This window comes from Epibacterium ulvae (genome assembly GCF_018678075.1).
In the GTDB taxonomy this organism is placed as follows: Bacteria; Pseudomonadota; Alphaproteobacteria; order Rhodobacterales; family Rhodobacteraceae; genus Epibacterium; species Epibacterium ulvae_A.
This window is the reverse complement of sequence record NZ_JAHHIR010000013.1, coordinates 95774-121801: the sequence shown is the minus strand read 5'-3', so window position 1 is coordinate 121801 and position 26028 is coordinate 95774. Positions and strand designations below refer to the sequence as shown.

Below are 26028 nucleotides of genomic sequence, written 5' to 3'. Positions count from 1 at the left end.
TTGAATTCAGCGCAAATCGGGGTGAATCACACGTTGAGCAGGAGGTGCTCGCGTTCCCAGGGTGAGATCACCTGTAGGAATTCATCATATTCGGTGCGTTTGACGATCGAATAGACGCGGGCGAAATCGGCGCCCAGGATCTCGTGCAGTTCGGTCGCCTCATCAAAAAGATCGAGCGCCTGGCCCATGACCTGGGGAATGTCGCCATCCCCTTCGTAGGCGTTGCCTTTGAACTGGCGGCGCGGGCGCTCTTCTTTGATGAGGCCAAGATAGCCACAGGCCAGCGAGAGCGCGATGCCTAGGTAGGGATTGCAATCCATGCCGGCAATGCGGTTTTCCACCCGACGCGCGGCAGGCCCGGACAGGGGAATACGAATGCCGGTGGTGCGATTGTCCCGAGCCCATTCGAGATTGATGGGGGCTGCGTGTTCTTTCACATAGCGGCGATAGGAGTTCACATAGGGCGCCATCACCGCAAGACCTGCGGGCAGGTGGTTTTGGAGCCCGGCGATGAAGTGATAAAACGCATCCGTCTCACCGCCCTGGGGGCCAGAAAAGATATTCTCACCGGTTTCCCGATCAATGATCGAGTGGTGGATATGCATGGCCGAGCCGGGTTCGTCCGCAATCGGTTTCGCCATAAAGGTGGCAAAGCAATTGTGGCGCAGTGCGGCCTCGCGGATCAGGCGTTTGAAGTAGAAAACCTCATCCGCCAGTTTGACCGGATCGCCGTGGCGCAGGTTGATCTCCAGCTGGCCCGCGCCGCCTTCCTGGGTGATGCCGTCGATCTCGAAGCCTTGGTGCTCGGCAAAATCATAGATGTCGTCGATCACCGGGCCAAATTCATCCACGGCTGTCATGGAATAGGCCTGGCGAGCGGCGGCGGGTCGGCCCGAGCGGCCCATCATCGGCTTGATTTCCTGACCGGGATCCGTGTTGCGGGCGACCAGATAGAATTCCATCTCAGGCGCCACGACGGGTTCCCAGCCTTTGGCGCGATACAGGTCGACCACCCGTTTCAACACGTTGCGCGGCGAATAGGGGATCGGCGCGCCGTCACGGTCATAGGCGTCATGGATGACCTGCAACGTCCAATCACCAGTCCAGGGCGCGGCTGATACGGTGGAGAAATCCGGACGCAGGGTCATGTCTTTTTCGATCCAGCCGTCCTCATCTGCGGCATCGGCCCAATCGCCGGTCACCGTTTGATAAAAGATGCTGTCGGGCAGGTGGAAATATTCCTGACGTGCGAATTTGGAGGCGGGCACCGCCTTGCCGCGCGCGATGCCGGGCAGGTCCGAGATGATACACTCCACCTCATCCAGGCGATGCTCGCCCAGATAATCAATCGCCGCCTGAGGGACGTCTTTGTACCAATCGGCCATTAGGACCTCACTTGTTTGAAAAAGGCGGCGATGCGTTGCGCCATATCACTGTTGTTGACGGGGGCGTTCAGATCTTCATGGGCTTGGGCCAGCTGGTCATCCGGGACGACCCCGCTGCCGCGATATTGGATGAGACCGTCGATAAAAGAAGCGTCGAATTCGGGATGCGGTTGAACCGTCCAGATCTTGTCGCCATAGGCCAACATCGCATTTTGACAAAAGGCGTTTTGGCCGATCACTTCTGCACCGGAGGGCGGTTCGACCACTTGATCCTGATGCCAAGCGTTTAGGGCAACGCGTTCGCCGTCCAGCTCATACGTGGTGCGCCCGACGGCCCAGCCGCCAGCGAATTTCTCGACCTTGCCACCCATTGCCTGGGCGATGATCTGATGGCCGAAACAGACACCAACCAGCGGCAGGCCCGCGTTGTGGATCGCGCGGATCAGATCTTCCAGTGGTGGGATCCAGGCGTGATCTTCATAGACGCCGTGTTTGGAGCCGGTAATCAACCAGCCCTCAGCCGCATCCAAGCCGCTGGGGAAGACACCATCCACAACTGAGAAGGTCTCAAACGTGAAACCATTGCCATCGAGCAGACGGAAAAACATCTCGTCGTAATTGCCGTGGCTGTGCTTCATCTCATCCGGGGAGTGGCCGGTTTGCAGGATGCCGATCTTCATGGGTCACCAAATATGATCAAATTGCAGGGTGGCGTGTGCCTCTGATCCGTTTCATACGGCTTCCAGAAGCACCTGCCAATGGGACTTGGGGTCAAGGGCCGCAAAGCTGCGCAGCTCCTGACGTTTTGTCATGACCAGATTGCGAATGGTCTCAGCCGGGAGAATGCGCGCCATCATCGGGTCTTGCTCTAGCCAGGTTATCGCGGTTTCCCAATCGGGGGCCAGCTGCGGTGCATCGCTGACCTGATAGGCGTCGCCTGTGATGGGGGCGGGGGGCTGCATCTGATCTTCGATCCCAACCAATGCGGCTCCAAACACGGTTGCCAGCATCAGATAGGGGTTGATGTCGCCACCGGCGGTGCGGTGTTCGATCCGGCGTGCCTTGGGCGAGCCGCCGGGAATGCGCAGCGCGGCAGTGCGGTTTTCATAGCCCCACAACGCGGCCGTGGGCGCATGGGCTCCGGGCACCAGACGGTCATAGGAATTGCCATGCGGCGCGAGCAGCAGGGTGCTGGCAGGCATCGCGGCCAGACAGCCGGCTACGGCCTGTTGCAGCAGATCGGCGCCGTCGTCGGCGCCATTGTCAAAGACGTTTTGCCCGTCCTGATCCACCACCGAGAAATGCACATGCAGGCCATTTCCGGCCTCGTCCCCATAGGGTTTGGCCATGAAACTGGCGGCAAACCCGTGTTTACGGGCAATGCCACGGATCAAAGTTTTGAACAGAACCGCGTCATCTGCGGCGCGCAAGGCGCTCTGATGATTGAGGTTTACCTCAAACTGGCCCAGGCCCGATTCCGAAATCGCAGCCTGCGCCGGGATTCCCATCGCATCACATCCGTCATAAAGGTCAGTGAAAAACGCATCAAAGGCATCAAGTTCAGCCAGCGACAGCACTTCCTGATGGGCGAGGGTGCGACCGGTGATTGGGTTTGCGGGTGGCTTGGGCTGGTCACCGCTGTCGTCGATCAGGCAGAACTCCATCTCGGTGCCGGCCACGACCTGCCATCCCTTTGCGGCGTAACGGTCCAGGACATGCACCAGCGCCTGACGCGGATCGCCCAGGAACGGTGTGCCATCGTCGCGGTAGGTCATCATCGGCACCAACGCGGTCGGCGCGCCCAGCCAGGGCATCGGCACAGCGCCGCGGTCAGTGGGCAGCAACATGCCGTCTGCATCGCCGCTTTCGAAAACCAGCGGGCTGTCTTCGATGTCGCAGCCAAAGATATCAACGTTGAGCGCGGACAAAGGCATGCGCACGCCGCCCGCGTCCAGCTTTCCGGCCTGGGCGCTGGCCAGACGTTTGCCGCGCCAGATCCCGTTCAGATCGACACAGCCAAGGCGAATGGTGGAAAAACTGCTGATATCCATGGGCTAACCTTTGTTCGTTGACCGCAGCCTAGCGGAGGTCACGGGGGAAGGACAAGGAAATTTGATCAAAATATTTCGCATCTGCATGTGAAAACGGCTCCCGCAAGGGGAGCCGTTGGGTTTTGGGTCATCGGATCAGGTTCATCCTGATGCGCATTCGCTTTCGTTGGGTTTGGGAGACATGTCTGTTCAGCCTGCGGTTCACCATGCCAAACAGAGAGATGACGCACAGTGTCAGCAGGATGAAATAGAAGGCGAGGATCGGGTACGGGACAAAGGGGTTAAAGGTCTTGTCCGCAAAATAGCTCGCATAATAGAGCGCATCGCCCTGTTGTTTCCACGAGGGAAAGCCCGAAAAGAACACAAGCGTTGTGGCGTGAAAGAGAAAGATCGCCTCGTTCGTGTAGGACGGCCAGGCCAGTCGCATCATGGTCGGCCAGACGATGCGGCGGAACTTGGCCATGCCGGTCAGCCCATAGGCGTCTGCCGCCTCGATATCGTTTTTGGGCACCGAGCGCAGCGCGCCGTAAAAGATCTCTGCCGAATAGGCTGAGGTGTTGAGGAACAGCACAATCAACGCACCTACGGCGGCTGCGGTGAAGGAATCAAACAGCGGCGACAGTGCTTTGAGGTTCAAAAACAGGAAGTATGCAAAGAAGAACTGGATAAACAGCGGCGAGCCTCGGAACAGGAAGATGAACCACTCGGCTGGTTTGCGCAGGCCCCGGAAGGGGCTGTTCTTGGCCAGCGCCAATGCGGTTGCAAAGACAAAGCCAAACACGAGGGCGATGGCTCCGAAATAGATGTTCCACAACATGCCCGAGCCGATCAGCGTGAATTGATCGCACAAGGTAAAATCGCTGCGGGGCAGGAGGCGTTCGCCAAACCCGATGGAGCGGAAGGCATAGGCCTGGATGGTCTCAAGACAGTTCATGTGATCACCCCTTCGCTTTGCGCAGGGCTTCGCCTGCAACTGTGGCCTGTCCGCGCGACAGGCGGACCGTGATCCGCGACAGAACCATTTCCGAGACTTTGGTGAAGCCAAGGTAGAAGACCAGAAGCGCCAGGAAATACCACATGCGCCAATCGCCATGGGGGTAGTCGGTGAAACGCGCGTTCTTGGTGCCGCCCAATTCACGAGCCCAATAGACGATGTCTTCGACGCCCAGCAGGAACAGCAGCGGCGTGGCTTTGATCAAAACCATCCAAAGGTTCGACAGGCCCGGCAGCGCAAAACTCCACATCTGAGGCAACAGGATCCGGCGAAAGGTCTGGCGTGGGTTCAAACCATAGGCGGCGGCGGTTTCCAACTGCGCGCGTGGAACCGCCTGCATCGCACCATAAATTACATTGGCCGCAAAGGCGCCAAACACGATGGCAAAAGTCAAAATCGCGAGCCAGAAGCCATAGATCTCATGCACCCATTGCGGTGAGGCGCTGAGCGGCATTTTGGCGATATCGCAGACCAGAAAGTCGCTGCCCTGGCGGATGGGTTCGGACCAGTCGGGGCATTTGACCTTGTGACGCAGCCATTCGATGCCCTGATCCAGCGCGATCACAAAGAACAAAAAGAATGCGATGTCCGGCACGCCGCGCACAATGGCGATATAGCCGCGCCCAAACCAGCTGAGCGGCGCAAAAGAGGCGCGTGCTGCCACAGCGCCACCAAGGCCGAACAACAAGGCGGTCGGGGCGGTGATCGCCAAAAGCAAAAGGACGGTGCCGAAGGAGGCGTAAAACGCCATGTGTTTGCCGGTGCTCAGATAGCAGCTGAGCCAAGACAACCCTTCAAGCGTTGATGGGTCCGTGCAGTAGGAAAACATATAAAACCTGTCTTCTCTGATCATGCCCAGGTGGGGCGCGGGAGAGAATGAGGCAGGCCCGCGCGCAATTGGCGGGCCTGCGGGATCCGGAAAGGATCAGATTACCACTGGGAGGCAACTTCCCATTTGGCGATCATTGTGTTCAGCGTGCCGTCGTCTTTCATCGACTGGATGGCAGCGTCGAACTTGTCGCGCAGTTCCGTGTCAGATTCGCGCAGGCCCAGACCAACGCCGCCACCGATGGCCTCGGAGCGTTCCAGCATCACCAGCTGGTCATCCACAACGGTGTCGAGGAAGCTTTTGTCGGCTAGAACCGCATCTGCTTCGCCGTTGCGCACGGCTGCTACGGTCTCTTCGGGGGTTGCGAATTCAATGACGGTCCAGCCCTGGTCCGCGATGAAGGCCGCCTGGATGGTGGTCGCTTGCGCAGCGATCACACCGCTGGCCAGGTCAACATCTGTAGACAGCGCAACATAGGCCGAGGGATCTGGCGGAGTGTAAGGCTGGGTGAAGTCGATGACCTCATCGCGTTCGTCGGTGATCGACATGCCCGCGATGATGGCGTCATAGTTGCCGGAGGTCAGGTTGGGGATGATCGAATCCCATTCGTTGGTGACCCACTCGCAGGTGAGTTCTGCGCGTGTGCACAGCTCATCGCCTAGCTCGCGCTCGAACCCATCTACTTCGCCAGCATCGTTGAGGAAGTTCCAAGGCGCATAGGCCCCTTCGGTGCCCAGACGCACGGTGGTTTCGGCAAAGGCCAATGTGCCGGTAAATGCGGCAATGGCAGTTCCCAAAATCAATGATTTCATGAATGTTTCTCCCGATAGTTTGTTGTCGTTTATTGGTCTTATCCGTGGCGCGTCGATTTTAAGAAGCTGCGCAGCCGATCAGATTGGGTGTTTGCAAAGACCTGATCCGGGGAGCCTTCCTCCTCGATCAAACCTTTATGCAAGAATATCACATGGGTTGAGATCTCTGCCGCCATGTCCATGTCGTGAGTCACGATCAACATGGTGCGGCCTTCTGCGGCGAGATCTTTGATGACCTGGATCACTTCTTGTTCCAGTTCCGGGTCCAGCGCAGATGTGGGTTCGTCAAACAGCAGCGCCTCGGGCTCCATACACAGGGCCCGCGCGATGGCGGCGCGTTGCTGTTGGCCACCGGACAGCTGCGCCGGGTAGACGTCGCATTTGTCGCCGATGCCAACCTTGTCCAAATACTGGCGAGCTTTGGTTTCCACCTCGTCGCGGTCGCGGCCCAACACGGTCACCGGGGCCTCCATGACATTTTCCAAAATGGTCATATGGGACCACAGGTTGAACTGCTGAAACACCATCGACAGATTGGTGCGAATGCGGATGATCTGTTTGGCATCACCGGGGCGGCGGTTGTGGTCGCTGCCGTTCCACTTGATCGCTTCGCCCTTGAATAGGATGTCGCCCTGTTGGCTGTCTTCCAACAGATTGCAGCACCGCAGCAGGGTGGATTTGCCAGACCCGGAGGAGCCAATGAGGGAAATCACATCGCCGCGTTTGGCGCTGACATCGACGCCCTTGATCACCTCCAACTCGCCGTAAGATTTGTGGAGGCCGCGGATTTCAAGAACAGAAGATGTGTCGGTCAAGGTCAGTCAGTCCATTTCAATGCTGATCGGACTAATTGGACAAAAAATGTCGGCAATGGCAACTGGCAAACCGGCGGCAGATCCCACCTTCTATGCAAATTGTCGGCATAATTGGTCTGATCGATAAAAGGTGAGGCGAAAAAATCGGCGCACTCAACCGCCGTTTGTGGTTTTTTCGACCCGTTGACGGGCGGCGGCGCTTTGAACGTCGTTGATCCCCAAAAGGTTCGCCGCCATCCGCATCAATGCGTCTTCTTGGGCGTCACGTTCGCCATCCGCAAGGGCGACCTGCCACATGGACTCGATCACAGCGATTCTGTTGTCCAGCGCCACGGCCTCTTTGATGGCGCGGGTGAAACGCACGGTATCAGGGGCCTCAGCCTCCAACCCTTCGGCCTGTTCGCGCAGGATGATCGCGCCACCAATATCGAGGCCGTAGCGCGCCATATTGATCCGGTCGATCCGGTCCTTCTCGACCTCGGCATAATTGTGATCGGCGCGCGCAATCCGTACCAACAGCGCGGTCAGCGCCATACGTGCGTCACCATCGCTGAGCGGTTGCGGCGCAGGGTCAAGAAGCACATTCAAGAGGTCGCGAAATATCATTGTAAAACGTCTTCCGGAAATAGTTTTGCCCGTGCGCGGGCACGAGCGCGGGTGTTGTCCTTGATCGATAGGCCCATGGCCTGGCAAGCGTCATTTACAATCTCAACTTCGCCTTTGCGCTCAATCCCGTCGGCCAGAACCACCTCCCACAGGGCATCCAGCGCCGATAGCCGGTCTTCCAATCCGGTTGTCTCGCGGATCAGGCGGCCAAAGGTGTCGGTGTCTGGCGCAGCGGTGTGCAGCTTTTCACAGGTCGCGCGGACCTTGGCGGCCTCGATCGCGTTGTGTTGATACAGACGCGCCAGAATACGGTCGATCAGGCTGATCTCTTCCACCTGATAGGCGCGATCACCCTGGGCCACCCGCACCAGCAACGCCCCAAGCGCGAGTTCCGCGTCTGGGTCCGGCAAGTCGGTCTGGGCTTCGGGTCGGAAGGCCTGGAACAGTTTTTTCAACATTGGCATGGGTTATGCGCCCTCATGTCAGCGGCTGCGGTCAGCCGTCGTACCCTTCGATGATTTCCATGTCACCGGTCGAAACCGGATCGCGCAAGGCCTTGGCGTCTTGATAAGACACCGAGTCGTAACAGGCTTTGGCGGTCTCGTAGTCTTTGAATTCAATCACAACCGAGCGGCTGCGCATGTGGCCTTCGCGGACTTCTTTTTGCCCGCCACGCACGAGAAAACGCGCGCCATACTCAGCAAAAGGGGCGGCATTTGCGGCGACATAGGATTTGTAGCGCTCCATATCGTCGACGTCCACATGGGCGATCCAGTACCCTTTTGGCATTTGAGCTCTCTCCTTTGTGAAATGCAGGCTGGCCCAGAATGCGGACAAAGGCAATGATAAGAATGTAGGCTTTTTTCCCCGCAGATTTACGGGGGGGGGGCAGCGCGACGGAAAATGAGAGTAAAAACACCCACCCTATGGGGCAGGCGTTTTCATGATGTTGTCACGCGAAATCAGGCGATTTCGGAGATGCGCGCCAGTGCTTCGGAAATCTTGGCCTCTTCCTCTTCGCGGGCGGCCAGGTTTTCGCGGGCCTCGGCGACCACTTCGGGTGGGGCAGAGGCTGCGAATTTCGGGTTTTTCAACCGTCCACGCAGACCACCCAGTTCTTTGGCGAGCTTGCCGAGGTTTTTCTCAAGCCGGGCTTTTTCTTTGGCCACGTCGATGATGTCCGCAAGCGGCAGCCCAAAGGACGCGCCGGGGGCTGCGATCGCGATACAGCCTTTTGGCGTTTCATCCACGGCCGTCAGACTGTCGATGCGGGCAAAGCGTTTGATCAGCGCCTCGTTGCGATCCCAATAGGCCTGACCCTGGGCGTCGATCTGCGTCACTACCATCGGCACTTTGGATCCGGCCGGCACGTTCACTTCGGCCCGCGCTGAGCGCACATTGTCGATGACCGCGATCACCCAGCTCATCTCCGCTTCGGCCTCTGTATCCACCAGATCGGCAGCGGTGTAGGTGGGCCAGTCTGCATGGGCGAGCATTTTGGCGGCCTCGCCAGTTTCAAACCCGCGTCCCTCGGTCACGTTCCAGATCTCTTCGGTGACAAAGGGCATGATCGGATGCATCAGGATCAGCGCCTGGTCGATGGCCCAAGCGTAAACGGCCTGTGTCTCATCCTTGGCGGCTTGGTCATCGCCAAAAAAGATCGGCTTGGTAAACTCCAGGTAGCGCGCGCAGAAAGTGTTCCAGAAGAACGCATAGAGCCCGTTGGCCGCGTCATTGAACCGGAAGGCCTCGAACGCGGAGTCGACCTCTTCGCGGACCTTTGCGATTTCACCAATGATCCAGCGGTTGAGGGGCAGCGTGGCCGAAGGCGGCTGTGCGCCACGTTCCGCGCTAAAGGCATCGATCTGGCTGTCACCATAGGAGGACGCCTGCCACAGTTTGGTGACAAAGTTCCGATAGCCCTCGATCCGCTTCATGTCGAGTTTCAGCACCCCACCAAGGGAGGCCATCGACGCATTGGTGAACCGCAGCGCATCGGCGCCGTATTCGTCAATGATCTCCAGCGGGTCGACCACATTGCCGGTAGATTTCGACATCTTCTTGCCCTTGGCGTCACGCACCAGGCCATGCAGGTAGACGGTGTCGAATGGGATCTCATCCACGACCGCGAGCTGCATCATCATCATGCGAGCCACCCAGAAGAACAGGATGTCCTGCCCGGTGATCAGCGTCGAGGTCGGGAAGTATTTCGAGGTGTCCGCACCCCATTCGGGCCAGCCGAGCGTTCCGATGGGCCAGAGGCCGGAGGAGAACCATGTGTCGAGCACATCGGGGTCGCGAACTAGTGTAACCCACAGTTTGTCATCTTTGGTTAGATCACTTCCTGGCTGGTTCAGATCGATCTGCGTATGGAGTCTGGGATGATTGGCACCAACACTACCAGAATCCTGATGAGTGCTGATTTCGAAACGGTCACCATAGTATGCCTTTGCTGCATTGATGACTGCGGTTTCATTCGGAGCGCAAAATGCCATAGCATTATCTAGACGCCACCAATAGGTTTCATCAGATGTCTCGCTGGCACGCTGTTCTTCTACGATTTTTTCGAGGTGTTCATCATCTAATTTGGGCCCATACCAAACCGGGATCTGGTGGCCCCACCAGAGCTGACGGGAGATACACCAGGGCTCGATGTTTTCCAGCCAGTGGTAATAGGTCTTCTCACCGCTCTCGGGCAGGATTTTGACGGTGCCGTCTTTCACTGCATCCAGCGCCGGGCCAACAACTTTCTCGGCGTCCACGAACCATTGGTCGGTCAGCATTGGTTCGATCACAACCTTGGAGCGGTCGCCAAAGGGCTGCATGATCGGTTTGTTCTCGACCATTGGGATGGTCTGTGAAACCTCGGCTTCGTTACCTTCTTCGTCCTTCACCGTTATGGTTCGGGTCTGCATCACCGCAAGACCTTCAGCGGTGATCTGGTCGACAACGGCTTTGCGCGCCTCGAACCGGTCCAGACCGCGCAAGTTTTCAGGGACGAGGTTGATGGCGTCGATCTCGCCTTCGGTGAATTCTGCGCCTTTGGCGTGGGCCTGCGCTTTGGCGGTCTCATCTGCATAGGGCGCGCCATCGGCCCGCATCGCGCCTTTGGTGTCCATCAGACGGTACATCGGGATGCCGCCGCGTTTGGCGACCTGGTAGTCGTTGAAATCATGCGCGCCGGTGATTTTCACCGCGCCAGAGCCAAAGTCTTTGTCCGGGTATTCATCGGTGATGATCGGGATCAGGCGGCGGTGTTCCTTGGGGCCGACCGGGATCTCGACCAGTTTGCCGACGATGGGCGCGTACCGTTCGTCCGAGGGGTGCACCGCAACGGCGCCGTCGCCCAGCATGGTCTCGGGACGGGTGGTCGCGATGGAGATATAGTCGCGCGTCTCTTCCAACGTGACATTGCCGTCTTCGTCTTTTTCGACGTAGGTATAAGTGGCACCACCCGCCAGCGGGTATTTGAAGTGCCACATGTGGCCGGCGACCTCGATATTCTCGACCTCAAGGTCGGAAATCGCGGTTTCAAAATGCGGGTCCCAGTTCACCAGACGTTTGCCGCGATAGATCAGGCCTTTGTTGTACATCTCAACAAAGACTTTGATGACGGCATCGTGGAAGTTCGACGAATTCTCGTGGCCGGTGCGCGTGTCGCCTGCAGCCCCTGCCATGGTAAAGGCGGTGCGGTCGAAATCACAGGACGAGCCCAGACGTTTGAGCTGGTTGATGATGGTGCCGCCAGAGTGTTCTTTCCAGGCCCAGACCTTTTCCAGGAACTTCTCACGGCCGAGTTCGGCGCGCGAGGGCTCCTGGTTCTTGGCAAGCTCACGCTCAACAACCATCTGGGTTGCAATGCCTGCGTGGTCGGTGCCGGGCTGCCAAAGCGTGTCAAAGCCCTGCATGCGTTTCCAGCGGATCAGAATATCCTGCAGCGTGTTGTTGAACGCATGGCCCATGTGCAGAACGCCTGTCACATTTGGGGGTGGGATCATGATGCAGTAGGTTGATGCCTCGGGCTTGGCATTTGCGCCTGCTTTGAAGCAGCCGGCCTTTTCCCAGGCTTCGAACAAACGACCTTCAGCTTCGGCCGCGTTAAATGCTTTTTCCATCGCCATGAAATCTGTCCTGCATCACATCTTTTTCGGGTTGTTCAGTCCCATATCGAAATGGGACCCAAAGGGAAAGCCGGGATTGTGGAGATGTGGCAGATCGTGCGCCCGGTCTGGCTGCGCCTAGCGCTTCTGGACCGGACCGGGCGGCTTTGATGTGGGGGGTGGGGTAGTGGCGGATAGGGTGGCGAAACTTGGTTAAGAAAACCTTGTAACGGATTGCAATTTCGCGCGGATTTCGTCGGTTAGTGGCCCAGACGGTCCAGTTTTGTCGACAGGTGGATCAGGCTTTCGGACGCATGTACGCCACGGGCGCCGGCGATATGGTCAATTGTTTCGTCCAGCTCTTGGGTTGTCTGCGCCTCAACTTGCGCCAAAAGGTCGAACCGGCCAGATGTTGTGTGAACGATCTGCACCCCCGGCAAAGATTTGAGCCGGGACAGAACGCCGGGTGCGGCGCGTGGTTCAACCGTAATCAGGACGGTGGCCTGAAGCGGCGCACGCATCAAAGCCGAGGCACGCAGCGTATAGCCCGCAATCGCGCCCGAGGCCTCCATCCGTTCGATCCGCGCCTGCACCGTGGTGCGCGCCAGATCCAACTGGCGGGAAAGGTCGGTCACCGATTGGCGGGCATTGTCGCGCAGCAGCGCCAGCAGTTTTTGATCAATCGCGTCGATTTTCATATTTGACCTGACAGTTTGACGAATCTTTACGTCGTTATACGCGAAGCTGCCCGTGAAATCGATGCGTGGATTGGCGATCCTAGGGAAAACAGGATGAGGCCTCCCATGCAAAATATCCCTGCGCTTTGGCGTGATCCCGAGACGTACTTAGCGCGCATTGCCCCAGACCACCCGGTGCTGTTCTTTGCGCCTTCTGTGTTGCACGCGACGGCGCAGCGGTTTCTGGAAGGGTTCGGCGGGCTTGTGACCTATGCGGTCAAGGCGAATACCCATCCTGCGGTTCTGTCCAATTTGGTTGCCGCCGGGGTGAGCGGGTTTGACGTGGCCTCTCCGGCTGAGATGGCGGCGGTGCGGGCTGCCAGTGACACGGCTGCAATGCACTACAACAACCCGGTGCGTTCTGCGGTGGAAGTGGCGGCTGGTATTGCCCACGCGGTCGACAGCTGGTCGGTGGATTGTCACAGCGAATTGGACAAATTGCGTGATGTGCCCAAATCATGTGAGATCGCGGTGCGCTTTGCCTTGCCTGTGGCGGGGGCGGCCTATGATTTTGGCAGTAAATTCGGAGCCTCCCCGGATGAGGCCGTGGATCTGTTGCAACGCGTTGCACGCGAAGGTTGGACACCGGCGCTCAGCTTTCATCCGGGCACTCAGTGTGAGGATGCGGCGGCCTGGGTGGAATATATCCACGCGGCACGTGATCTGGTTGAACGGTCCGGGGTTTCCGTTGGGCGCCTGAATGTGGGTGGCGGTTTTGCAGCCCACCGGACGGGCGGTGCGCCGGATCTTGAAGCGGTCTTTGCCGCCATAGAAGCTGCCGCCACCCGCGCCTTTGGCGACGATGCCCCGCACTTGATCTGCGAGCCGGGACGCGCGATGGTGTCCGAGGCCTTTACCCTGTCGGCGGGGATCAAGGGGATGCGCCCGGATGGCGGGACCGTGTTCTTGAACGACGGGATCTATGGCGGGTTGGTTGATATCCGCGACATGGGTCTGCCGGAACGTGTGCATGTTGTGGCCGCTGACGGCACATGGCGCGCCGCAGATCCCGCGCCGCGCGTGGTCTTTGGTCCCACCTGTGACAGTCTGGACCGCCTACCGGATGGTCTGCCGCTGCCAAACGACAGCGCAATCGGCGATTTCGTGCTGTTTCCGGGGCTTGGCGCCTATTCACTGGCGATGACCACCGCCTTTAACGGCTATGGTGTGTCTGAGGTGATCACGGTCCTCGCTCTGAAGCACGCGCAGGCCTAAGAACGCCTGCGTTACGCAATCGTAAGACTTCTGCGCAATTCTAAAGAGACGGGCCATATGCGTATGATTTAAGGTCAATGCCGCGCTCCTGCCGCATTCGTGAGCAAAGCTGATACGAAGAATGGGAATTTTACGCTATACTTTATGAATACAGGCTGCGGGGCAGCTTGGCCTGAGGAGACGTACATCCTGATCCCGCTGCCGCAGACCCGTTTCGGGTATGATTGGAAGTGGTAAAGGATGGTTTTCAGACGGCTGCAGAATAAAGTATTAGCCTGGCTAGGACGGCCTTTGTTGTCCGAGCATTCAGCCGAAGTGAAACAACGCGGCCCCCAAGCTCATGTGATTATTCTGGACGGAACCATGTCGACCCTGGATGAGGGGTTTGAATCTCATGCGGGTCGTCTGTTTCGTCTGTGTCAGGAAAACGCCGGTCGGATCAATGTGTTCTATGAATCCGGCATCCAGTGGAACGGTTGGAAAAGCGCACCCGACGTGATGATGGGACGCGGGATCAACCGGCAAATCCGGCGCGCCTATGGCTATCTGGCGTCGCGCTATCGGCCCGGGGATCGGATCTACCTGTTTGGCTATTCCCGTGGCGCATATGCGGTGCGCTCCCTGGCTGGGGTCATTGATCAGGTGGGGCTGCTCAAGGCTGAACAGGCCACGGTGCGCAATATCCGCACCGCCTATCGCCACTATCGCAAGGACGGTGATACCGAGTTTTCGAAATCCTTCCGCGACGCTTTTTGCCATCATAACGTTGAGATTGAGATGGTGGGCGTCTGGGACACGGTCAAGGCGCTGGGGCTACGGCTACCACTCTTGTGGCGTTGGGCCGAGAACCAGCATTCCTTTCACAACCACGCGTTGGGTCATCACGTGAAAAACGGCTTTCAGGCACTGGCGCTGGATGAAACGCGACAGGTGTTCTCTCCGGTTTTGTGGGACTGCCCCGAAGGCTGGCAGGGTCACATGGAGCAGGTCTGGTTCCGGGGCTCACATGGCGATGTCGGCGGGCATCTTGGCGGGTTTGAGACCGCGCGCCCTTTGGCCAATCTGTCGCTGATCTGGATGTTGGAACGGGCCGAGGATTGCGACCTGCCGCTGCCGCGTGATTGGCGCATGCGGTTTTCAGCGGATGCCAGCGCGCCGTCGGTTGGGACGTGGCGGGGCTGGGGGAAAATTTTTGTTCTGCGGGGACGTCGCCACGTTGGAGCCTGTGCCAAGGAACGCCTGCACAGTTCGGTCCGGGGGCTGGCCGGTGAGAAGAGCACCGATTGGGCCGCTATGTTTCGCCGCTCTGCACGATAAGAAAGTTTCCGTTTTGTTCCAGTTAGTACCTGTGCTAGCCTGTGGCAACTGCAGGATGGCATGATGGATCAACTCAAGAAGTTTCAGAGCTTTCAAGACCTCCATGTTCCGGGGCACCCTTTTGTTGTGGCAAATGCGTGGGACGCGGGGTCTGCGCGCATATTAGCACACGCGGGATTTTCTGCGTTGGCGACGACCAGTGCGGGTTATGCCTTTTCAAAGGGCAGACAAGATTCCAGCGCGGCCCTTTCGCGTGAAGAGATCTTGGCCAATGCAGGTGAGATTGTGGCTGCGACGGATCTGCCTGTCTCCGGGGATCTTGAGGACGGGTTTGGTGCGACGCCTGACGCCTGTGCTGCAACCATTCATGCCGCATGCAAGGTCGGTTTGGTGGGGGGATCGATTGAGGATGCAACTGGAAATACGGATGCGCCACTTTATGCGATTGACCAGGCAGTCGACCGGGTCGCTGCCGCCGTTGAGGCCGCGCGTGATCACTCATTTCTACTCACGGCACGTGCAGAAAATTTCCTGTGCGGCAATTCCGATCTGAAAGATACGATCTCCCGCTTGCAGCGTTTTTCTGAAGTCGGGGCGGATGTCCTGTTTGCTCCTGGCCTCACTGACCTTAACGACATACGTACGCTTTGTGCAGAAGTGGATCGGCCGGTGAATGTTGTGATGGGCCTGTCTGGACCGGCACATCATGTGGCAGATCTGGCGGAGGTCGGCGTGGCGCGTGTCAGCGTCGGAGGATCTTTTGCACGGGCCGCCCTGGGTGCGTTGATGCGCGCGGCGGATGAAGTTTTACAACAGGGAACATTCAGTTACGCGTGCGACGCGGTCGCCGACGCCGATGTGCGCCTGTTGATGCGCCCAGGTCAGCGATAATTGCCGCGCATATGGTCCTGCAATGTGGAGATCGAAAGCAAAAAGGCCCGCGACTGCAGGCTTTTTGTGTTGTTTTTTGACCGCCTGGATCAGGCGACGTTTTCCAGCGATACTTTTGGCTGAACACCCAGCGCGTGGCAGACATCGCGGGTCAGCTCAGGGCGGTTCAGCGTGTAAAAGTGCAGACGCTTGACGCCGCCGTCCAGCAATTCAGAGCACAGCTCGGTGCAGATCGCGGTGGCTAGCAGATCCTCGCGATCATCGCGCGCCGCTTTGGTAAAAGCATCATCGACCCAAGCCGGGATTTGGGTACCACAGCGCTTGGCAAAATTGCGCGCGCCTTTCCAGTTTTCGATCGGCAAGATACCCGGTGTCAGCTTGTCACCGTCGATTCCCGCCTTTTGGCAGGCGTCGCGGAATCGGAAGAATGTCTCAGCCTCAAAGAAGAACTGGGTCAGCGCTTCGTCGGCACCAGCGTCGATCTTGCGCTTCAGCCACTCCACATCCGCTTGCGCATTCGGCGCCTCGGGGTGCGGGTCCGGATAGGCCCCAACGCGGATATCGAATTTACCGGCCTCTGCCAGCGCCTCGATCAATTCGACCGAGTTGGCAAAGCCGTCCGCATGGGGCGTGAACGCACCGGCACCTTTTGGCGGATCGCCGCGCAGGGCCACGATCTCTTTCACGCCGGCTTCGGCAAACTGGTCGGCGATTTCCAGCGTCTCGGCCCGGGATGCATTCACACAGGTCAGATGCGCGGCCACGTTCAGGCCAGAGGATTTATGCAATGTCGCCACCGCATCGCGCGTCAATTCACGGGTGGTCCCGCCCGCGCCATAGGTCACAGAAACAAAGCGCGGCGACATGGGGGCCAGCACCTGAACTGTATCCCAAAGACGGAAAGAGCCTTCCAGCGATTTAGGCGGGAAGAACTCAAAAGAGATTTCAGGTGCGCTCATTTTCATAAGTCCTTTTGACGATTTCGTCCCTTGTTGCACAGCCCGCTTTGTGAGACAAATTCATTATCCTCAAGAATAACATGAGCTGGATATGAGTTTTGTGTCGCGAATGGGTGCCGCAGTGTCGCTAGGAGACTGTTTAATTTTCACTCAAGACGCTGTTATCGCGCGTGTTTTTGCGTCGAATAGGGCGGTTTTTACGCTGGTCGTGGATTTTGTCGACCCTGCGCAACAGCCGCAGTTCTCATAAAATGTTCAACATCATCTGGAAATAGGACCCATGCATATCGAATTTCGCCACTTGCGCACCATCAAGGCGATTCACGAAGCAGGCGGGCTGGCGCGCGCGGCGGATCAGCTGAACATCACGCAAAGCGCGCTGAGCCATCAGATCAAAGGCTTGGAAGACCAAACCGGGGTTGAGCTGTTCTTGCGCCGTTCCAAACCGTTGAAGCTGTCGGCGGCGGGGCTGCGCCTGTTGCGGTTGGCAAATCAGATCCTGCCACAGGTAGAGGCCACCCAGGCCGAGTTTTCTGCCCTGCGCAGTGGCAATACCGGTCGCATGCATATCGCAATTGAATGCCACGCCTGTTTTGAATGGCTGTTTCCGGTGCTTGAGGGGTTTCGCAAAAACTGGGGCGATGTGGACGTGGACATCCGTCCGGGTCTTGCCTTTGATGCGCTACCGGCCTTGCAAAAGGAAGAGGTGGATCTGGTCGTCTCATCCGACCCGGAAGACATCGCCGGTGTGACCTTTATTGAGCTGTTTGATTACAAGGCGGTGTTTGTAGCCTCCAGCCAGCACCCGTTGGCAGAAAAACCCTTTGTCGAGGCGGAGGATTTTGTTGGCCAGACGCTGATCACCTATCCGGTGGATAAGACCCGCCTTGATGTGTTCAGCCAGCTGTTGATCCCGGCCGGTGTGGAACCGAGCGCCGTGCGGCAGGTGGAGCTGACAGCGGTGATCTTGTTGTTGGTGGCATCAAATCGCGGGATATCGGTGCTGCCGGATTGGGTTGTACGCGAGGTGAAGTACAATTCCGACTATGTCACGCGGCCGCTGACGGGCAGCGGGATCACCCGGCGCTTGTACGCAGCAATCCGTACCGAGGATGAAGACAAACCCTATGTTCAGGAGCTGGTCCGGCTGGCCAAAACCGAAGCGCGCAAATTGCAGGTCTGATCTGCAGGGAATGCAAGGGCTGACAGGTTCTGCCCCCTTGGCAAATGGGTCTTGGGCGCGTATAGGCACGCTTTGACCGACATCTCCCCGTCCAAGGATAGCCCGTACAATGATTGGTAGCGCAAACCTCAATGTGATGATCAAGGCCGCCCGCAAGGCTGCCCGTTCTCTGGTGAAAGACTTCCGCGAGGTGGAAAACCTGCAAGTCTCCACAAAAGGGGCAGGGGACTTTGTCAGCCGCGCCGATATTGCGGCCGAAGCGGTCCTCAAAGAAGAGTTGATGGGCGCGCGCCCGACCTATGGCTGGTTGGCCGAAGAAGGTGGCGAAGAACCAGGCCAGGATCCGACCCGTCGCTGGATTGTTGATCCGCTTGATGGCACCACCAACTTCCTGCACGGTCTGCCCCATTGGTCGATTTCCATCGCGCTGGAACACAAGGGCACGGTTGTTGCCGGTGTGATCTATGACGCCGCCAAGGATGAGATGTATTTCGCCGAAAAAGGTGAAGGCGCCTGGATGAATGACACCCGGATCCGTGTGTCCGCGCGTCACCGTATGATCGAGTCGATTTTTGCCACCGGCATTCCGTTTGGTGGCCGCAGCGATCTGCCTGAAACCATTCAGGATCTGGCGCAGATTGCACCTGCCTGTGCTGGTGTGCGCCGCTGGGGTTCTGCCGCGTTGGACATGGCCTATGTGGCGGCTGGCCGTTACGAGGGCTACTGGGAACGTCGCTTGAACGCATGGGATCTGGCTGCGGGTATCATCATCGTCAAAGAAGCTGGTGGTTTTGCCCAAGCTCTGGACGCCGAAGACAAGATCCTGGACAGCGGCACAATCATCTGCGGCAACGAGCAGATCTTTGACACCTTTGCCAAGACGATCCGCGGCTAATCCACGCGATCACCGAATACTATCGTTTCATGACGCGTCTGCCAAAAGGTGGGCGCGTTTTTCGTGGGATGTGCGTGTGGATCGCCGGCGGGAGCCTCCGGCGGAAGTATTTTTGAAAAGATGAAAGTGGCGCAGGCTACTTGCCCCAGGAGCCGGGATTGCGCGGGGGTGGCTGGCGACGGGGGACTTTGGGCATGCGGTTTTGACTGTAGCTGTAACGTGTTTCCGGATGCGGCGGGTGGCCGTCCGTGCGTGTCCAAAACCGGGGGCCGCCACGTTTTGTCCAAAGGGGCAGGCAGAGGAGCAGACCGGCGACAAAGCCGCCCGCATGCGCCCAATAGGCGACGCCGCCATCATCGGCACGTGTGGTAAAGCCGCCAAAGAACTGTAGCGCAAACCATGTGCCAAGGACCCAAAACGCCGGGATTGAGAAGATCCGGAAGAAGATGATCAGGATCAGCAATACGTCCACTTTGGCTTTGGGATAGAGCAGCAGGTAGGCCCCCATAACACCGGCAATTGCGCCAGATGCGCCGACCGTGGGGATCCGGGATTGCGGGTCCGCCGCCACCTGTGCCAGCGCCGCTGCGACGCCACAGGCCAGGTAAAACAGGAAATAGGTCACAGGCCCCATTTCGTCTTCGATGTTGTCGCCAAAGATCCATAGGAACAGCATATTGCCCGCCAGATGCATCAGTCCAGCATGGGCGAACATTGATGTCACAAGTGTTCCATAGCCCTCGCCCTGGCTGATCTCCAACGGGACAACGGCAAAGGCATCATAAAACTGCGCCAGTGCTGCCCCCTCGGCGAAGTTCGCAGAATACCAGAAAAACGCGATGATATTGGCGGCCATCAGACCGTAGGTCACATGTGGCGTGCGCCCGGACGGGTTGTGATCTCTTAGCGGAAACATGTGAAAACGCTGGGCCTGTTGCGGCCCAGCGTCAAGGGGAAAGGGGTTTAATCTTCGCCTTAGCCTTGGCCGCCAAGGAGCGCGGCATTGCCGCCTGCGGCTGTTGTATCAACACAGACATGGCGCTCTGCCATGACACGCGCCAGGTCAGGTTTGCCGGGGATCAGCGGGATGATGGGGCCGGGGCGGGCTGCCAGGGTCTGTTCGATCTGGCGGGCCTGTCCTTCGTCGCCCCACCACAGAACACCCGAAATCGGTGTGTCGCTGTTGAGGAGGGAGGTGTCGACCTCTCCGGTGGCTTCAATCGCGCGCCCACCCAACGAGCGCACCGCCTCGGCCTGAGCGCGGGCTGTGTCAGGTCCGGGGCCTGCACACAACAGCGGCAAGCGTGGTGCGGTGGTCAGGCGGTTTGACTCACCGGTCGGGCCGGGCAGGGAGAGGGTGCGCGCGTCCGCGCCTGTGTCCGGGCAGGGCGGCAATGTGGACATGACGCTGGACCAGTGGCCGTCACCTTCCTGGCGGTCGGGCGCACAGAAGCGCGACATATAGAGCGGGCCGCCTGCTTTGGGGCCGGTGCCAGACAGTCCTTCGCCGCCAAAGGGTTGACTGCCGACAATTGCGCCGATCTGGTTGCGGTTCACATAGATGTTGCCCGCGTGGACCCGGTCACAGACATGCTGCACTCGGTCATCGATGCGTGTGTGCAGGCCAAAGGTCAGCCCATAGCCGGTAGCATTGATGGCGTCGATCACGGCGTCGATCTGATGGGACTTGAAGCGCGCGACATGCAGAACCGGGCCAAAGATCTCTTCTTTGAGGTCGGCGATGCCCGAGATTTCAATCAAAGTGGGTGCGACATAGGTGCCGTTATCGGGCGCAGTGAGTTCCTTTAGAACGCGCCCCTCAGCGCGGGCGGTCGCGATATGGGCATTGATCGAGGCCTGCGCGCCGGCGTCAATCACCGGGCCGCAGTCCGTCGACAGATGCCAGGGATCGCCAATGGTCAGACAGTCCATCGCGCCTTGTAACATCGTCAACACAGTATCCGCGATGTCGTCCTGGACATAAAGACAACGCAAAGCCGAACAGCGCTGCCCTGCCGACTGAAAAGCGCTTTCGATGATGGATTGCACCGCTTGTTCAGGCAGGGCGGTGGAGTCCACGATCATTGCATTCAGACCTCCGGTTTCGGCAATCAACGGCGCGCCGGGGCGGCAGCTGTCGGCCATCACCGAGCGGATCCGCAGGGCGGTCGCGGTGGATCCGGTAAAGGCGACGCCGCTGACGCGGGGATCGCCGGTGAGGGTCCCGCCGATCTTGCGGCCAGATCCGGGCGTAAATTGCAGCACAGCGCGCGGCACGCCCGCCTGATGCAGCAGCTCCACAGCCCGCGCGGCGACGATCGGGGTTTGATCGGCCGGTTTGGCAATCACGGCGTTGCCGGTTGCAAGGGCCGCTGAAATCTGGCCGGTAAAGATCGCCAGCGGGAAGTTCCACGGCGAAATACAGGTGAACACACCGGCGGGGTCTGCGGCGGGGATGTTGGCGGCGTAATAGCGCAGGAAATCCACCGCCTCGCGCAGTTCGGCCACAGCGTCTTGTTGGCTTTTGCCAGCTTCGCGGGCCAGAATGGCGAAGAACTCGCCAAAGTTCTCCTCATAGAGGTCAGCGGCGCGCATCAAAACTTGGGCGCGCTCAGTCGGCGACGCCGTCCAAGGTGCGGCGGCGGCGACGGCTTTTTCGGCCGTCTCAGGCGTGACATTTGTCACATGGCCAATGATCGATTGGTCGGCCGGGTTGGTGACTGTTTGGGTGTCGCCTTCTGGGGCCTCAACCGCCATGAGGGGCACGACGGTCCACTGATGGTTGGCAAAAGGTGCGCGCGCGGCCTCGATCCGGGCGAGTGTCGGCGCGTGGCCCATGTCAAACCCCATGGAGTTCGGGCGTTCAGGCTGGAACAGATTGGGGCCGGTTGGCATCGGCGGCGTGACGTCCGCGATGGCTGCAAACGGGTCGGCAACCACGACTTCTGGCGGCACATCTTCGTCGACGATCTGGTTCACAAAGGAAGAGTTCGCACCGTTTTCCAACAGGCGCCGGACCAAATAGGCAAGAAGGTCACGATGAGCGCCCACCGGCGCATAGATCCGGCAGCGCGTTTTGTTCTGGTCCAGAACCATCTGGTGAAGCGTCTCGCCCATGCCGTGCAGGCGTTGGAATTCAAACGGTTGATCCGGCGCAGCCATATGCACAATGGCCGAGACTGTATGGGCGTTGTGGGTGGCGAACTGCGGATAAATCCGATCTGTCATGCCCAGCAATTTGCGCGCGTTGGCGATATAGGACACATCTGTCAGCGCCTTGGAGGTGAAGACCGGGAAGCCGTCGATCCCTTCGACCTGGGCCTGTTTGACCTCGGTGTCCCAATAAGCGCCTTTGACCAGACGCAGGGTGAATTTGCGGTCGTATTTCTGCGCCATGGCATAAAAGGCATCGATGGCCGCGCCCGCACGGGGGCCGTAGGCCTGGATCACCATGCCAAAGCCATCCCAGCCCGCCAATGCGGGATCCGCAATCGCCGCCTCGACCACTTCGAGCGAGAGCGACAGGCGGTCGGCCTCTTCGGCGTCGATGTTCAGCCCCATGTTGGCGGATTTCGCCAGGAGCGCGAGAGATTTCAGACGCGGCACCAGCTGTTCCATGACGGATTGTTCCTGCGCCAGCTCATAGCGGGGATGTAGCGCCGAAAGTTTGACCGAGATGCCGGGGTTTTCACGCATATCCGCGCTGGTGCAGGCGGCGGCGATGGCCGAGATCGCTTTGGAATAGGACAGGTGATACCGCGCGGCGTCGGCTTCGGTCCGGGCGGCTTCGCCTAGCATGTCATAGGAGTAGGTATATCCCTTGGCCTCCATCGCGCTGCCGCGTTTCATGGCGCTTTCAATGGTTTCGCCCAATACAAATTGACGCCCCATTTCTTTCATCGCGCGGCTGACAGCGGTGCGGATCACCGGCTCGCCCAGACGTTTGATGGCCCCGCGCAACGCACCAATGGGGGCGCCGTCTTCATCCAGAACCCGACCCGTCAACATCAGGGCCCAGGTGGAGGCATTCACCAGAGAGGAGGTGGAGTGCCCCAAATGTTTGCCCCAGTCTGAAGGCGCGATCTTATCCTCGATCAGCGCATCAATCGTGTCTGCATCGGGAACCCGCAACAAAGCCTCGGCCAGACACATCAGGGCAATCCCTTCGTCCGTCGATAGACCATATTCGGCCAAAAACACCTCCATCAGACCGGGGGTAGAGTGGCCGCGGATGTCGCGCACCAATGCTGCGGCGCGGGTGACGATGCTTTCGCGATCCGCAAGGGACAGCGCGACTTGTGCGACCAAGGCGTCGCGTTTCGCGGATTGATCCGCATAGGTTTCTTGATCAATCAAATCGCGCAGTCGCTGTTGTGTGGCCATGAGAGATCTCCAATATTGAATAGGTATTTTATTCAGTATGCTGGTTTTTGGCTGGTCTGTTCGTCTAATTTTTTGTATAACGCAGATGAATAGACCAAATTAATATGATGATGAGGTTCAAATGGCCCAATCAACTTTGGATCGTTATGATCGACAAATTATCACCGTTTTGGGGGAGGACGGACGGATTTCGGTTGCAGATTTGGCGCGTCGGATTGGTCTGACAAAAACCCCGACCCAGGCACGCGTCAAACGTCTGGAGGCCGAAGGGATCATCACCGGATATCGGGTCATGTTGGATCCCATTCGCTTGGGCCTTGATCACGTCGCCTTTGTTGAGGTGAAGCTGAGCGATACCCGCGAAACCGCGCTGGGGGCGTTTAATGCTGCTGTCGCAAAACTGCCTGAGATCGAGCAGGCCCATATGATGGCCTCGCATTTCGACTATCTGCTGAAGGTGCGGACGCGATCGATGTCCGATTACCGCGCGGTTCTGGGGGAGAAAATTTCTGCGTTGCCACATGTTTCATCGACCTCGACTTATGTGGCGATGCAAGCGGTCAAAGAACAGGCCGGACCCCAGCCCATCTGAGGTCACACGAAAAAGATATTTTGTAAAACTCGATTTTTGAGTCAGCATTGGTGCATGCGATGTCTGTTTTTTATACCGGCCGTGTTGCTGCCAACCATGACCTGGGCGCTGTGTCCTGCGTCTCCGGATCACACCGTTGCCTTGGAAGATTTGATCGAAGCGGTTCAAAGCGCCAAATCCGAGACCGAGGCGCAAATGCTCACATATGAGATGTGGCAGTATTGGGCCGACGCGCCAGATGAGCAATCGCAAGAGATCCTGGATCGCGGCATGGAGCGACGGGCGGCCTATGATTTTCTGGGCGCGTTGCAGGATTTTGATCGGTTGATCGCATATTGCCCGGACTATGCCGAAGGCTATAACCAGCGGGCTTTTGTCTATTTCCTGCAGCAAGACTACGCATCCGCCTTGGTCGATCTGGAAAAGGTACTGGAGATTTCACCGCGCCATGTGGCCGCGTTGAGCGGTCGCGCCTTGTCGCTGGTAGCGTTGCAACGTCGCGATGACGCCCGCACGGCTTTGAAACAGGCGCTCAAGCTCAATCCCTGGCTGCCAGAACGCGGCTTGTTATCCCCGGGTGGCCCTTTGGCTGCGGATGGTGTCGACCTTTGAAATCAGGGGGTTGGCGGGGTGCCACGCACGTTTCCGTACGAGAAGCGCTTCCAACGAAGTTTTACAATTTTACGGTTGTGCCAAACCACTGCTGCCGTTAGATCAATGCCTTAGACGCCAGGAAGGCTTGCTTTCCCAGGCGCGCCCGCGTGGTGGAATGGTAGACACAGGAGACTTAAAATCTCCAGGCCTTGTGCCGTGCCGGTTCGAGTCCGGCCGCGGGTACCAACTTGAAAATAAAGCGTTTTCCTCAAAATCTCGATCTCGTCTTTTTCCACTAGGGTACACATAGGGTACACGTCAGGGTACACGAACCTTAGAAACGGCTGTTGGCTCGCAATTCAATCACGTTGTTCGCCGCTGCCGAGCGGTCACGTGTGTAGATGTCGGTGGTGCTCATGCGGGTGTGCTGGGCAGCGTGCTGTAGGCTCTTGGGATCAGCAATTGACTGTGCCTCGGTAATTCCTCCGGAGCGCATGTCGCTAATTCGCAAATCTTCTGGAAGCTCCAGATGACGCACCACCTCTTTGAACTTCCTCGAATAGTAACCGTCCAGGTGCGGGATCAGGCCTTTGCGCGGTTTCCTGAAAATAAACTGGCCGCCCTGCATGACCGGACTGCCTTTGAAGGGCACGAAGATCGGGCCGCGCCTAAGCTCTACTGGGCATTCAAGAAGCCGATCGCGGATGTGGGGCGCTCGGGTTAAATCAAAGATGTAAGGCTCGGGAAGGCTTTCGCGGGTCTTGTTGATAAGCTTGGTCAGCCGCGACACATCAGGGTCGATCATGTTCCAGGTCAGTCCGGTGGTCCAAATCCGACCACCTCGGCGGATCCCACCTTCTGAGCCTTCCGCGTCCACCCATTGCCCATAGACATCAACACCGCGCAGCAGGAATTCAAACCGCATGAGGACAGCCAAAGATTCCAGATATCAGCCCCGCAAACCTCTGTGATCACCTGTTCAATCTCCTCAAGCGTGAGCACGGATTGTTCGGTTTCGATCTCCAGAGATTTGGGTAGGGTGCCGAGCGCTTCACGGATTGCTTGTCCGGCGGTCGCAAAGGAGCACCGGTGGGCCATAGCGGCTTCCACCAGGGCATCAGCAAGTTTTTCATCCAGCTGTTTGATCCGCAGGCCAGCTGCATTCAGCCCCCTTCTCAGGCGCCGGCACTCGCCCGTGTTGTCCTTCAGGACGTGCTCACGGCATTTCGCCTGATGGGCCTCTACCAATGCCATGTCCCGGTCTTGGGCCAGTGCGCGCAGAAGCGTTGCTTGCGGGCATGCCTTGTCGAAGTTGATGTACTCCAAGCGCTGTGCCTCCACCTCGATCGCGGCTGTGCTGATGTCGATGGTGGTCATTGTTTGGTCCGTTCGATTTGGGCTTCGTAATGAAAACCAGCTGCAAATTTTCCGAATTTCTGGCCCACGCGGTAAGGGCCGTAAGCGAAGGCCGCGAGGAAGCCGAAAAAAACAAAGTAAAGGATGTTGGAAAGGTCGTTCATTCCGCTCTCTCCATTTGATCGATGTTGCAACGGTGAGGGATGAAGGAGATGGATACGACCCAGCCTTCGATGCAAGCTTTTGACTACCCGACCCTCAGCAGGCTCAGGCGGACTTCGATCGAGAAGTTGAGATTACCACTGCCCGTCGCC

At 58.4% G+C, this 26028-nt stretch carries 25 protein-coding genes and 1 tRNA gene; 8 read left to right on the top strand and 18 right to left on the bottom strand.

Annotated features, from left to right (window positions below):
* Positions 1-26: 26 nt before the first annotated feature.
* The 12 genes from KMP13_RS03350 to KMP13_RS03295 form a co-directional block, all read right to left on the bottom strand.
* Positions 27-1385, bottom strand: a complete 1359-nt coding sequence (locus KMP13_RS03350) for a glutamine synthetase family protein (protein ID WP_215264138.1) — start codon at positions 1383-1385, stop codon at positions 27-29.
* Positions 1385-2065 carry a type 1 glutamine amidotransferase gene (locus KMP13_RS03345; RefSeq protein WP_215264137.1) on the bottom strand — a complete coding sequence of 227 codons (681 nt, stop codon included), beginning with the start codon at positions 2063-2065 and terminating at the stop codon, positions 1385-1387. Before KMP13_RS03345 ends, KMP13_RS03350 begins: the two co-directional genes overlap by 1 nt.
* 51 nt (positions 2066-2116) lie before the next feature.
* Positions 2117-3436 (bottom strand): glutamine synthetase family protein, encoded by a 1320-nt coding sequence (locus KMP13_RS03340; RefSeq protein ID WP_215264136.1) that lies wholly within the window; start codon positions 3434-3436, stop codon positions 2117-2119.
* Between the two features lie 127 nt (positions 3437-3563).
* Entirely contained in the window at positions 3564-4370 is an 807-nt protein-coding gene (locus KMP13_RS03335; RefSeq protein WP_215264135.1) for an ABC transporter permease, read from the bottom strand.
* A 4-nt stretch (positions 4371-4374) separates the two neighbouring features.
* Positions 4375-5259, bottom strand: coding sequence for an ABC transporter permease (locus KMP13_RS03330; protein WP_215264134.1), 885 nt, complete (start codon positions 5257-5259; stop codon positions 4375-4377).
* A 101-nt stretch (positions 5260-5360) separates the two neighbouring features.
* The gene (locus KMP13_RS03325) at positions 5361-6071 is read right to left on the bottom strand and encodes a transporter substrate-binding domain-containing protein (protein WP_215264133.1); all 711 of its coding nucleotides are present in this window, start codon (positions 6069-6071) and stop codon (positions 5361-5363) included.
* A 38-nt stretch (positions 6072-6109) separates the two neighbouring features.
* Positions 6110-6886, bottom strand: a complete 777-nt coding sequence (locus KMP13_RS03320; RefSeq protein WP_215264132.1) for an ABC transporter ATP-binding protein — start codon at positions 6884-6886, stop codon at positions 6110-6112.
* A 153-nt stretch (positions 6887-7039) separates the two neighbouring features.
* Positions 7040-7492 (bottom strand): TerB family tellurite resistance protein, encoded by a 453-nt coding sequence (locus KMP13_RS03315; protein ID WP_251363659.1) that lies wholly within the window; start codon positions 7490-7492, stop codon positions 7040-7042.
* On the bottom strand, positions 7489-7950 hold the full coding sequence (locus KMP13_RS03310) for a TerB family tellurite resistance protein (protein WP_215264196.1): 462 nt from the start codon (positions 7948-7950) through the stop codon (positions 7489-7491). The genes KMP13_RS03315 and KMP13_RS03310 overlap by 4 nt, the downstream gene beginning before the upstream one ends.
* Positions 7951-7987: 37 nt before the next feature.
* Complete coding sequence (locus KMP13_RS03305) at positions 7988-8281, bottom strand: DUF1330 domain-containing protein (protein ID WP_215264131.1); 294 nt, start codon at positions 8279-8281, stop codon at positions 7988-7990.
* A 173-nt stretch (positions 8282-8454) separates the two neighbouring features.
* On the bottom strand, positions 8455-11613 hold the full coding sequence (locus KMP13_RS03300; RefSeq protein WP_215264130.1) for a valine--tRNA ligase: 3159 nt from the start codon (positions 11611-11613) through the stop codon (positions 8455-8457).
* A gap of 239 nt (positions 11614-11852) precedes the next feature.
* The gene (locus tag KMP13_RS03295) at positions 11853-12290 is read right to left on the bottom strand and encodes an Lrp/AsnC family transcriptional regulator (protein WP_215264129.1); all 438 of its coding nucleotides are present in this window, start codon (positions 12288-12290) and stop codon (positions 11853-11855) included.
* A gap of 105 nt (positions 12291-12395) precedes the next feature.
* Here KMP13_RS03295 and KMP13_RS03290 point away from each other — a divergent pair, with 105 nt between their 5' ends.
* From KMP13_RS03290 to KMP13_RS03280, 3 genes are all read left to right on the top strand, one after another.
* Complete coding sequence (locus KMP13_RS03290) at positions 12396-13544, top strand: type III PLP-dependent enzyme (RefSeq protein ID WP_215264128.1); 1149 nt, start codon at positions 12396-12398, stop codon at positions 13542-13544.
* 240 nt (positions 13545-13784) lie between these two features.
* Complete coding sequence (locus tag KMP13_RS03285; RefSeq protein WP_215264127.1) at positions 13785-14861, top strand: DUF2235 domain-containing protein; 1077 nt, start codon at positions 13785-13787, stop codon at positions 14859-14861.
* A 60-nt stretch (positions 14862-14921) separates the two neighbouring features.
* On the top strand, positions 14922-15752 hold the full coding sequence (locus KMP13_RS03280; RefSeq protein WP_215264126.1) for an isocitrate lyase/PEP mutase family protein: 831 nt from the start codon (positions 14922-14924) through the stop codon (positions 15750-15752).
* Positions 15753-15841: 89 nt separating this feature from the next.
* Here KMP13_RS03280 and metF read toward each other — a convergent pair whose 3' ends face one another.
* On the bottom strand, positions 15842-16711 hold the full coding sequence (metF, locus tag KMP13_RS03275) for a methylenetetrahydrofolate reductase [NAD(P)H] (RefSeq protein WP_215264125.1): 870 nt from the start codon (positions 16709-16711) through the stop codon (positions 15842-15844).
* Between the two features lie 280 nt (positions 16712-16991).
* On the opposite strand from metF, the gene KMP13_RS03270 reads away from it, so the two are divergent.
* Together KMP13_RS03270 and KMP13_RS03265 are read left to right on the top strand one after the other, a co-directional pair.
* Positions 16992-17894 (top strand): LysR family transcriptional regulator, encoded by a 903-nt coding sequence (locus KMP13_RS03270; protein ID WP_215264124.1) that lies wholly within the window; start codon positions 16992-16994, stop codon positions 17892-17894.
* Positions 17895-18003: 109 nt separating this feature from the next.
* Positions 18004-18789: an inositol monophosphatase family protein gene (locus KMP13_RS03265; RefSeq protein ID WP_215264123.1), complete on the top strand. Its 786-nt coding sequence runs from the start codon at positions 18004-18006 to the stop codon at positions 18787-18789.
* Positions 18790-18925: 136 nt separating this feature from the next.
* On the opposite strand, the gene KMP13_RS03260 is transcribed toward KMP13_RS03265, so the two are convergent.
* A complete protein-coding gene (locus KMP13_RS03260; protein ID WP_215264122.1) occupies positions 18926-19705 on the bottom strand; it encodes a rhomboid family intramembrane serine protease in 780 nt (259 codons plus the stop codon).
* Positions 19706-19764: 59 nt separating this feature from the next.
* Positions 19765-23172: a bifunctional proline dehydrogenase/L-glutamate gamma-semialdehyde dehydrogenase PutA gene (putA, locus tag KMP13_RS03255; protein WP_215264121.1), complete on the bottom strand. Its 3408-nt coding sequence runs from the start codon at positions 23170-23172 to the stop codon at positions 19765-19767.
* Between the two features lie 121 nt (positions 23173-23293).
* Between putA and KMP13_RS03250 the strand changes: the two genes are divergently transcribed.
* From KMP13_RS03250 to KMP13_RS03240, 3 genes are all read left to right on the top strand, one after another.
* Positions 23294-23764: an Lrp/AsnC family transcriptional regulator gene (locus tag KMP13_RS03250; protein ID WP_215264120.1), complete on the top strand. Its 471-nt coding sequence runs from the start codon at positions 23294-23296 to the stop codon at positions 23762-23764.
* Positions 23765-23818: 54 nt separating this feature from the next.
* The gene (locus KMP13_RS03245; protein ID WP_215264119.1) at positions 23819-24376 is read left to right on the top strand and encodes a tetratricopeptide repeat protein; all 558 of its coding nucleotides are present in this window, start codon (positions 23819-23821) and stop codon (positions 24374-24376) included.
* Positions 24377-24519: 143 nt separating this feature from the next.
* Positions 24520-24604: transfer RNA gene (locus KMP13_RS03240), tRNA-Leu, on the top strand.
* Between the two features lie 88 nt (positions 24605-24692).
* Here the strand turns inward: KMP13_RS03240 and KMP13_RS03235 are convergent.
* The 3 genes from KMP13_RS03235 to KMP13_RS03225 are packed head-to-tail and all read right to left on the bottom strand — an operon-like array spanning position 24693 to position 25878.
* Positions 24693-25163, bottom strand: coding sequence for a hypothetical protein (locus tag KMP13_RS03235; RefSeq protein ID WP_215264118.1), 471 nt, complete (start codon positions 25161-25163; stop codon positions 24693-24695).
* A gap of 8 nt (positions 25164-25171) precedes the next feature.
* Positions 25172-25735, bottom strand: a complete 564-nt coding sequence (locus tag KMP13_RS03230; protein ID WP_215264117.1) for a hypothetical protein — start codon at positions 25733-25735, stop codon at positions 25172-25174.
* The gene (locus KMP13_RS03225; protein ID WP_215264116.1) at positions 25732-25878 is read right to left on the bottom strand and encodes a hypothetical protein; all 147 of its coding nucleotides are present in this window, start codon (positions 25876-25878) and stop codon (positions 25732-25734) included. The genes KMP13_RS03230 and KMP13_RS03225 overlap by 4 nt, the downstream gene beginning before the upstream one ends.
* Between the last annotated feature and the right edge of the window lie 150 nt (positions 25879-26028).

Coding starts and splice junctions, on each gene's coding strand:
- KMP13_RS03350 (WP_215264138.1), bottom strand. CDS start 1,385: ATGGCCGATTGGTACAAAGACGTCCCTCAGGCGGCGATTGATTATCTG.
- KMP13_RS03345 (WP_215264137.1), bottom strand. CDS start 2,065: ATGAAGATCGGCATCCTGCAAACCGGCCACTCCCCGGATGAGATGAAG.
- KMP13_RS03340 (WP_215264136.1), bottom strand. CDS start 3,436: ATGGATATCAGCAGTTTTTCCACCATTCGCCTTGGCTGTGTCGATCTG.
- KMP13_RS03335 (WP_215264135.1), bottom strand. CDS start 4,370: ATGAACTGTCTTGAGACCATCCAGGCCTATGCCTTCCGCTCCATCGGG.
- KMP13_RS03330 (WP_215264134.1), bottom strand. CDS start 5,259: ATGTTTTCCTACTGCACGGACCCATCAACGCTTGAAGGGTTGTCTTGG.
- KMP13_RS03325 (WP_215264133.1), bottom strand. CDS start 6,071: ATGAAATCATTGATTTTGGGAACTGCCATTGCCGCATTTACCGGCACA.
- KMP13_RS03315 (WP_251363659.1), bottom strand. CDS start 7,492: ATGATATTTCGCGACCTCTTGAATGTGCTTCTTGACCCTGCGCCGCAA.
- KMP13_RS03310 (WP_215264196.1), bottom strand. CDS start 7,950: ATGTTGAAAAAACTGTTCCAGGCCTTCCGACCCGAAGCCCAGACCGAC.
- KMP13_RS03305 (WP_215264131.1), bottom strand. CDS start 8,281: ATGCCAAAAGGGTACTGGATCGCCCATGTGGACGTCGACGATATGGAG.
- KMP13_RS03300 (WP_215264130.1), bottom strand. CDS start 11,613: ATGGCGATGGAAAAAGCATTTAACGCGGCCGAAGCTGAAGGTCGTTTG.
- KMP13_RS03295 (WP_215264129.1), bottom strand. CDS start 12,290: ATGAAAATCGACGCGATTGATCAAAAACTGCTGGCGCTGCTGCGCGAC.
- KMP13_RS03290 (WP_215264128.1), top strand. CDS start 12,396: ATGCAAAATATCCCTGCGCTTTGGCGTGATCCCGAGACGTACTTAGCG.
- KMP13_RS03285 (WP_215264127.1), top strand. CDS start 13,785: ATGGTTTTCAGACGGCTGCAGAATAAAGTATTAGCCTGGCTAGGACGG.
- KMP13_RS03280 (WP_215264126.1), top strand. CDS start 14,922: ATGATGGATCAACTCAAGAAGTTTCAGAGCTTTCAAGACCTCCATGTT.
- metF (WP_215264125.1), bottom strand. CDS start 16,711: ATGAGCGCACCTGAAATCTCTTTTGAGTTCTTCCCGCCTAAATCGCTG.
- KMP13_RS03270 (WP_215264124.1), top strand. CDS start 16,992: ATGCATATCGAATTTCGCCACTTGCGCACCATCAAGGCGATTCACGAA.
- KMP13_RS03265 (WP_215264123.1), top strand. CDS start 18,004: ATGATTGGTAGCGCAAACCTCAATGTGATGATCAAGGCCGCCCGCAAG.
- KMP13_RS03260 (WP_215264122.1), bottom strand. CDS start 19,705: ATGTTTCCGCTAAGAGATCACAACCCGTCCGGGCGCACGCCACATGTG.
- putA (WP_215264121.1), bottom strand. CDS start 23,172: ATGGCCACACAACAGCGACTGCGCGATTTGATTGATCAAGAAACCTAT.
- KMP13_RS03250 (WP_215264120.1), top strand. CDS start 23,294: ATGGCCCAATCAACTTTGGATCGTTATGATCGACAAATTATCACCGTT.
- KMP13_RS03245 (WP_215264119.1), top strand. CDS start 23,819: ATGCGATGTCTGTTTTTTATACCGGCCGTGTTGCTGCCAACCATGACC.
- KMP13_RS03235 (WP_215264118.1), bottom strand. CDS start 25,163: ATGATCGACCCTGATGTGTCGCGGCTGACCAAGCTTATCAACAAGACC.
- KMP13_RS03230 (WP_215264117.1), bottom strand. CDS start 25,735: ATGACCACCATCGACATCAGCACAGCCGCGATCGAGGTGGAGGCACAG.
- KMP13_RS03225 (WP_215264116.1), bottom strand. CDS start 25,878: ATGAACGACCTTTCCAACATCCTTTACTTTGTTTTTTTCGGCTTCCTC.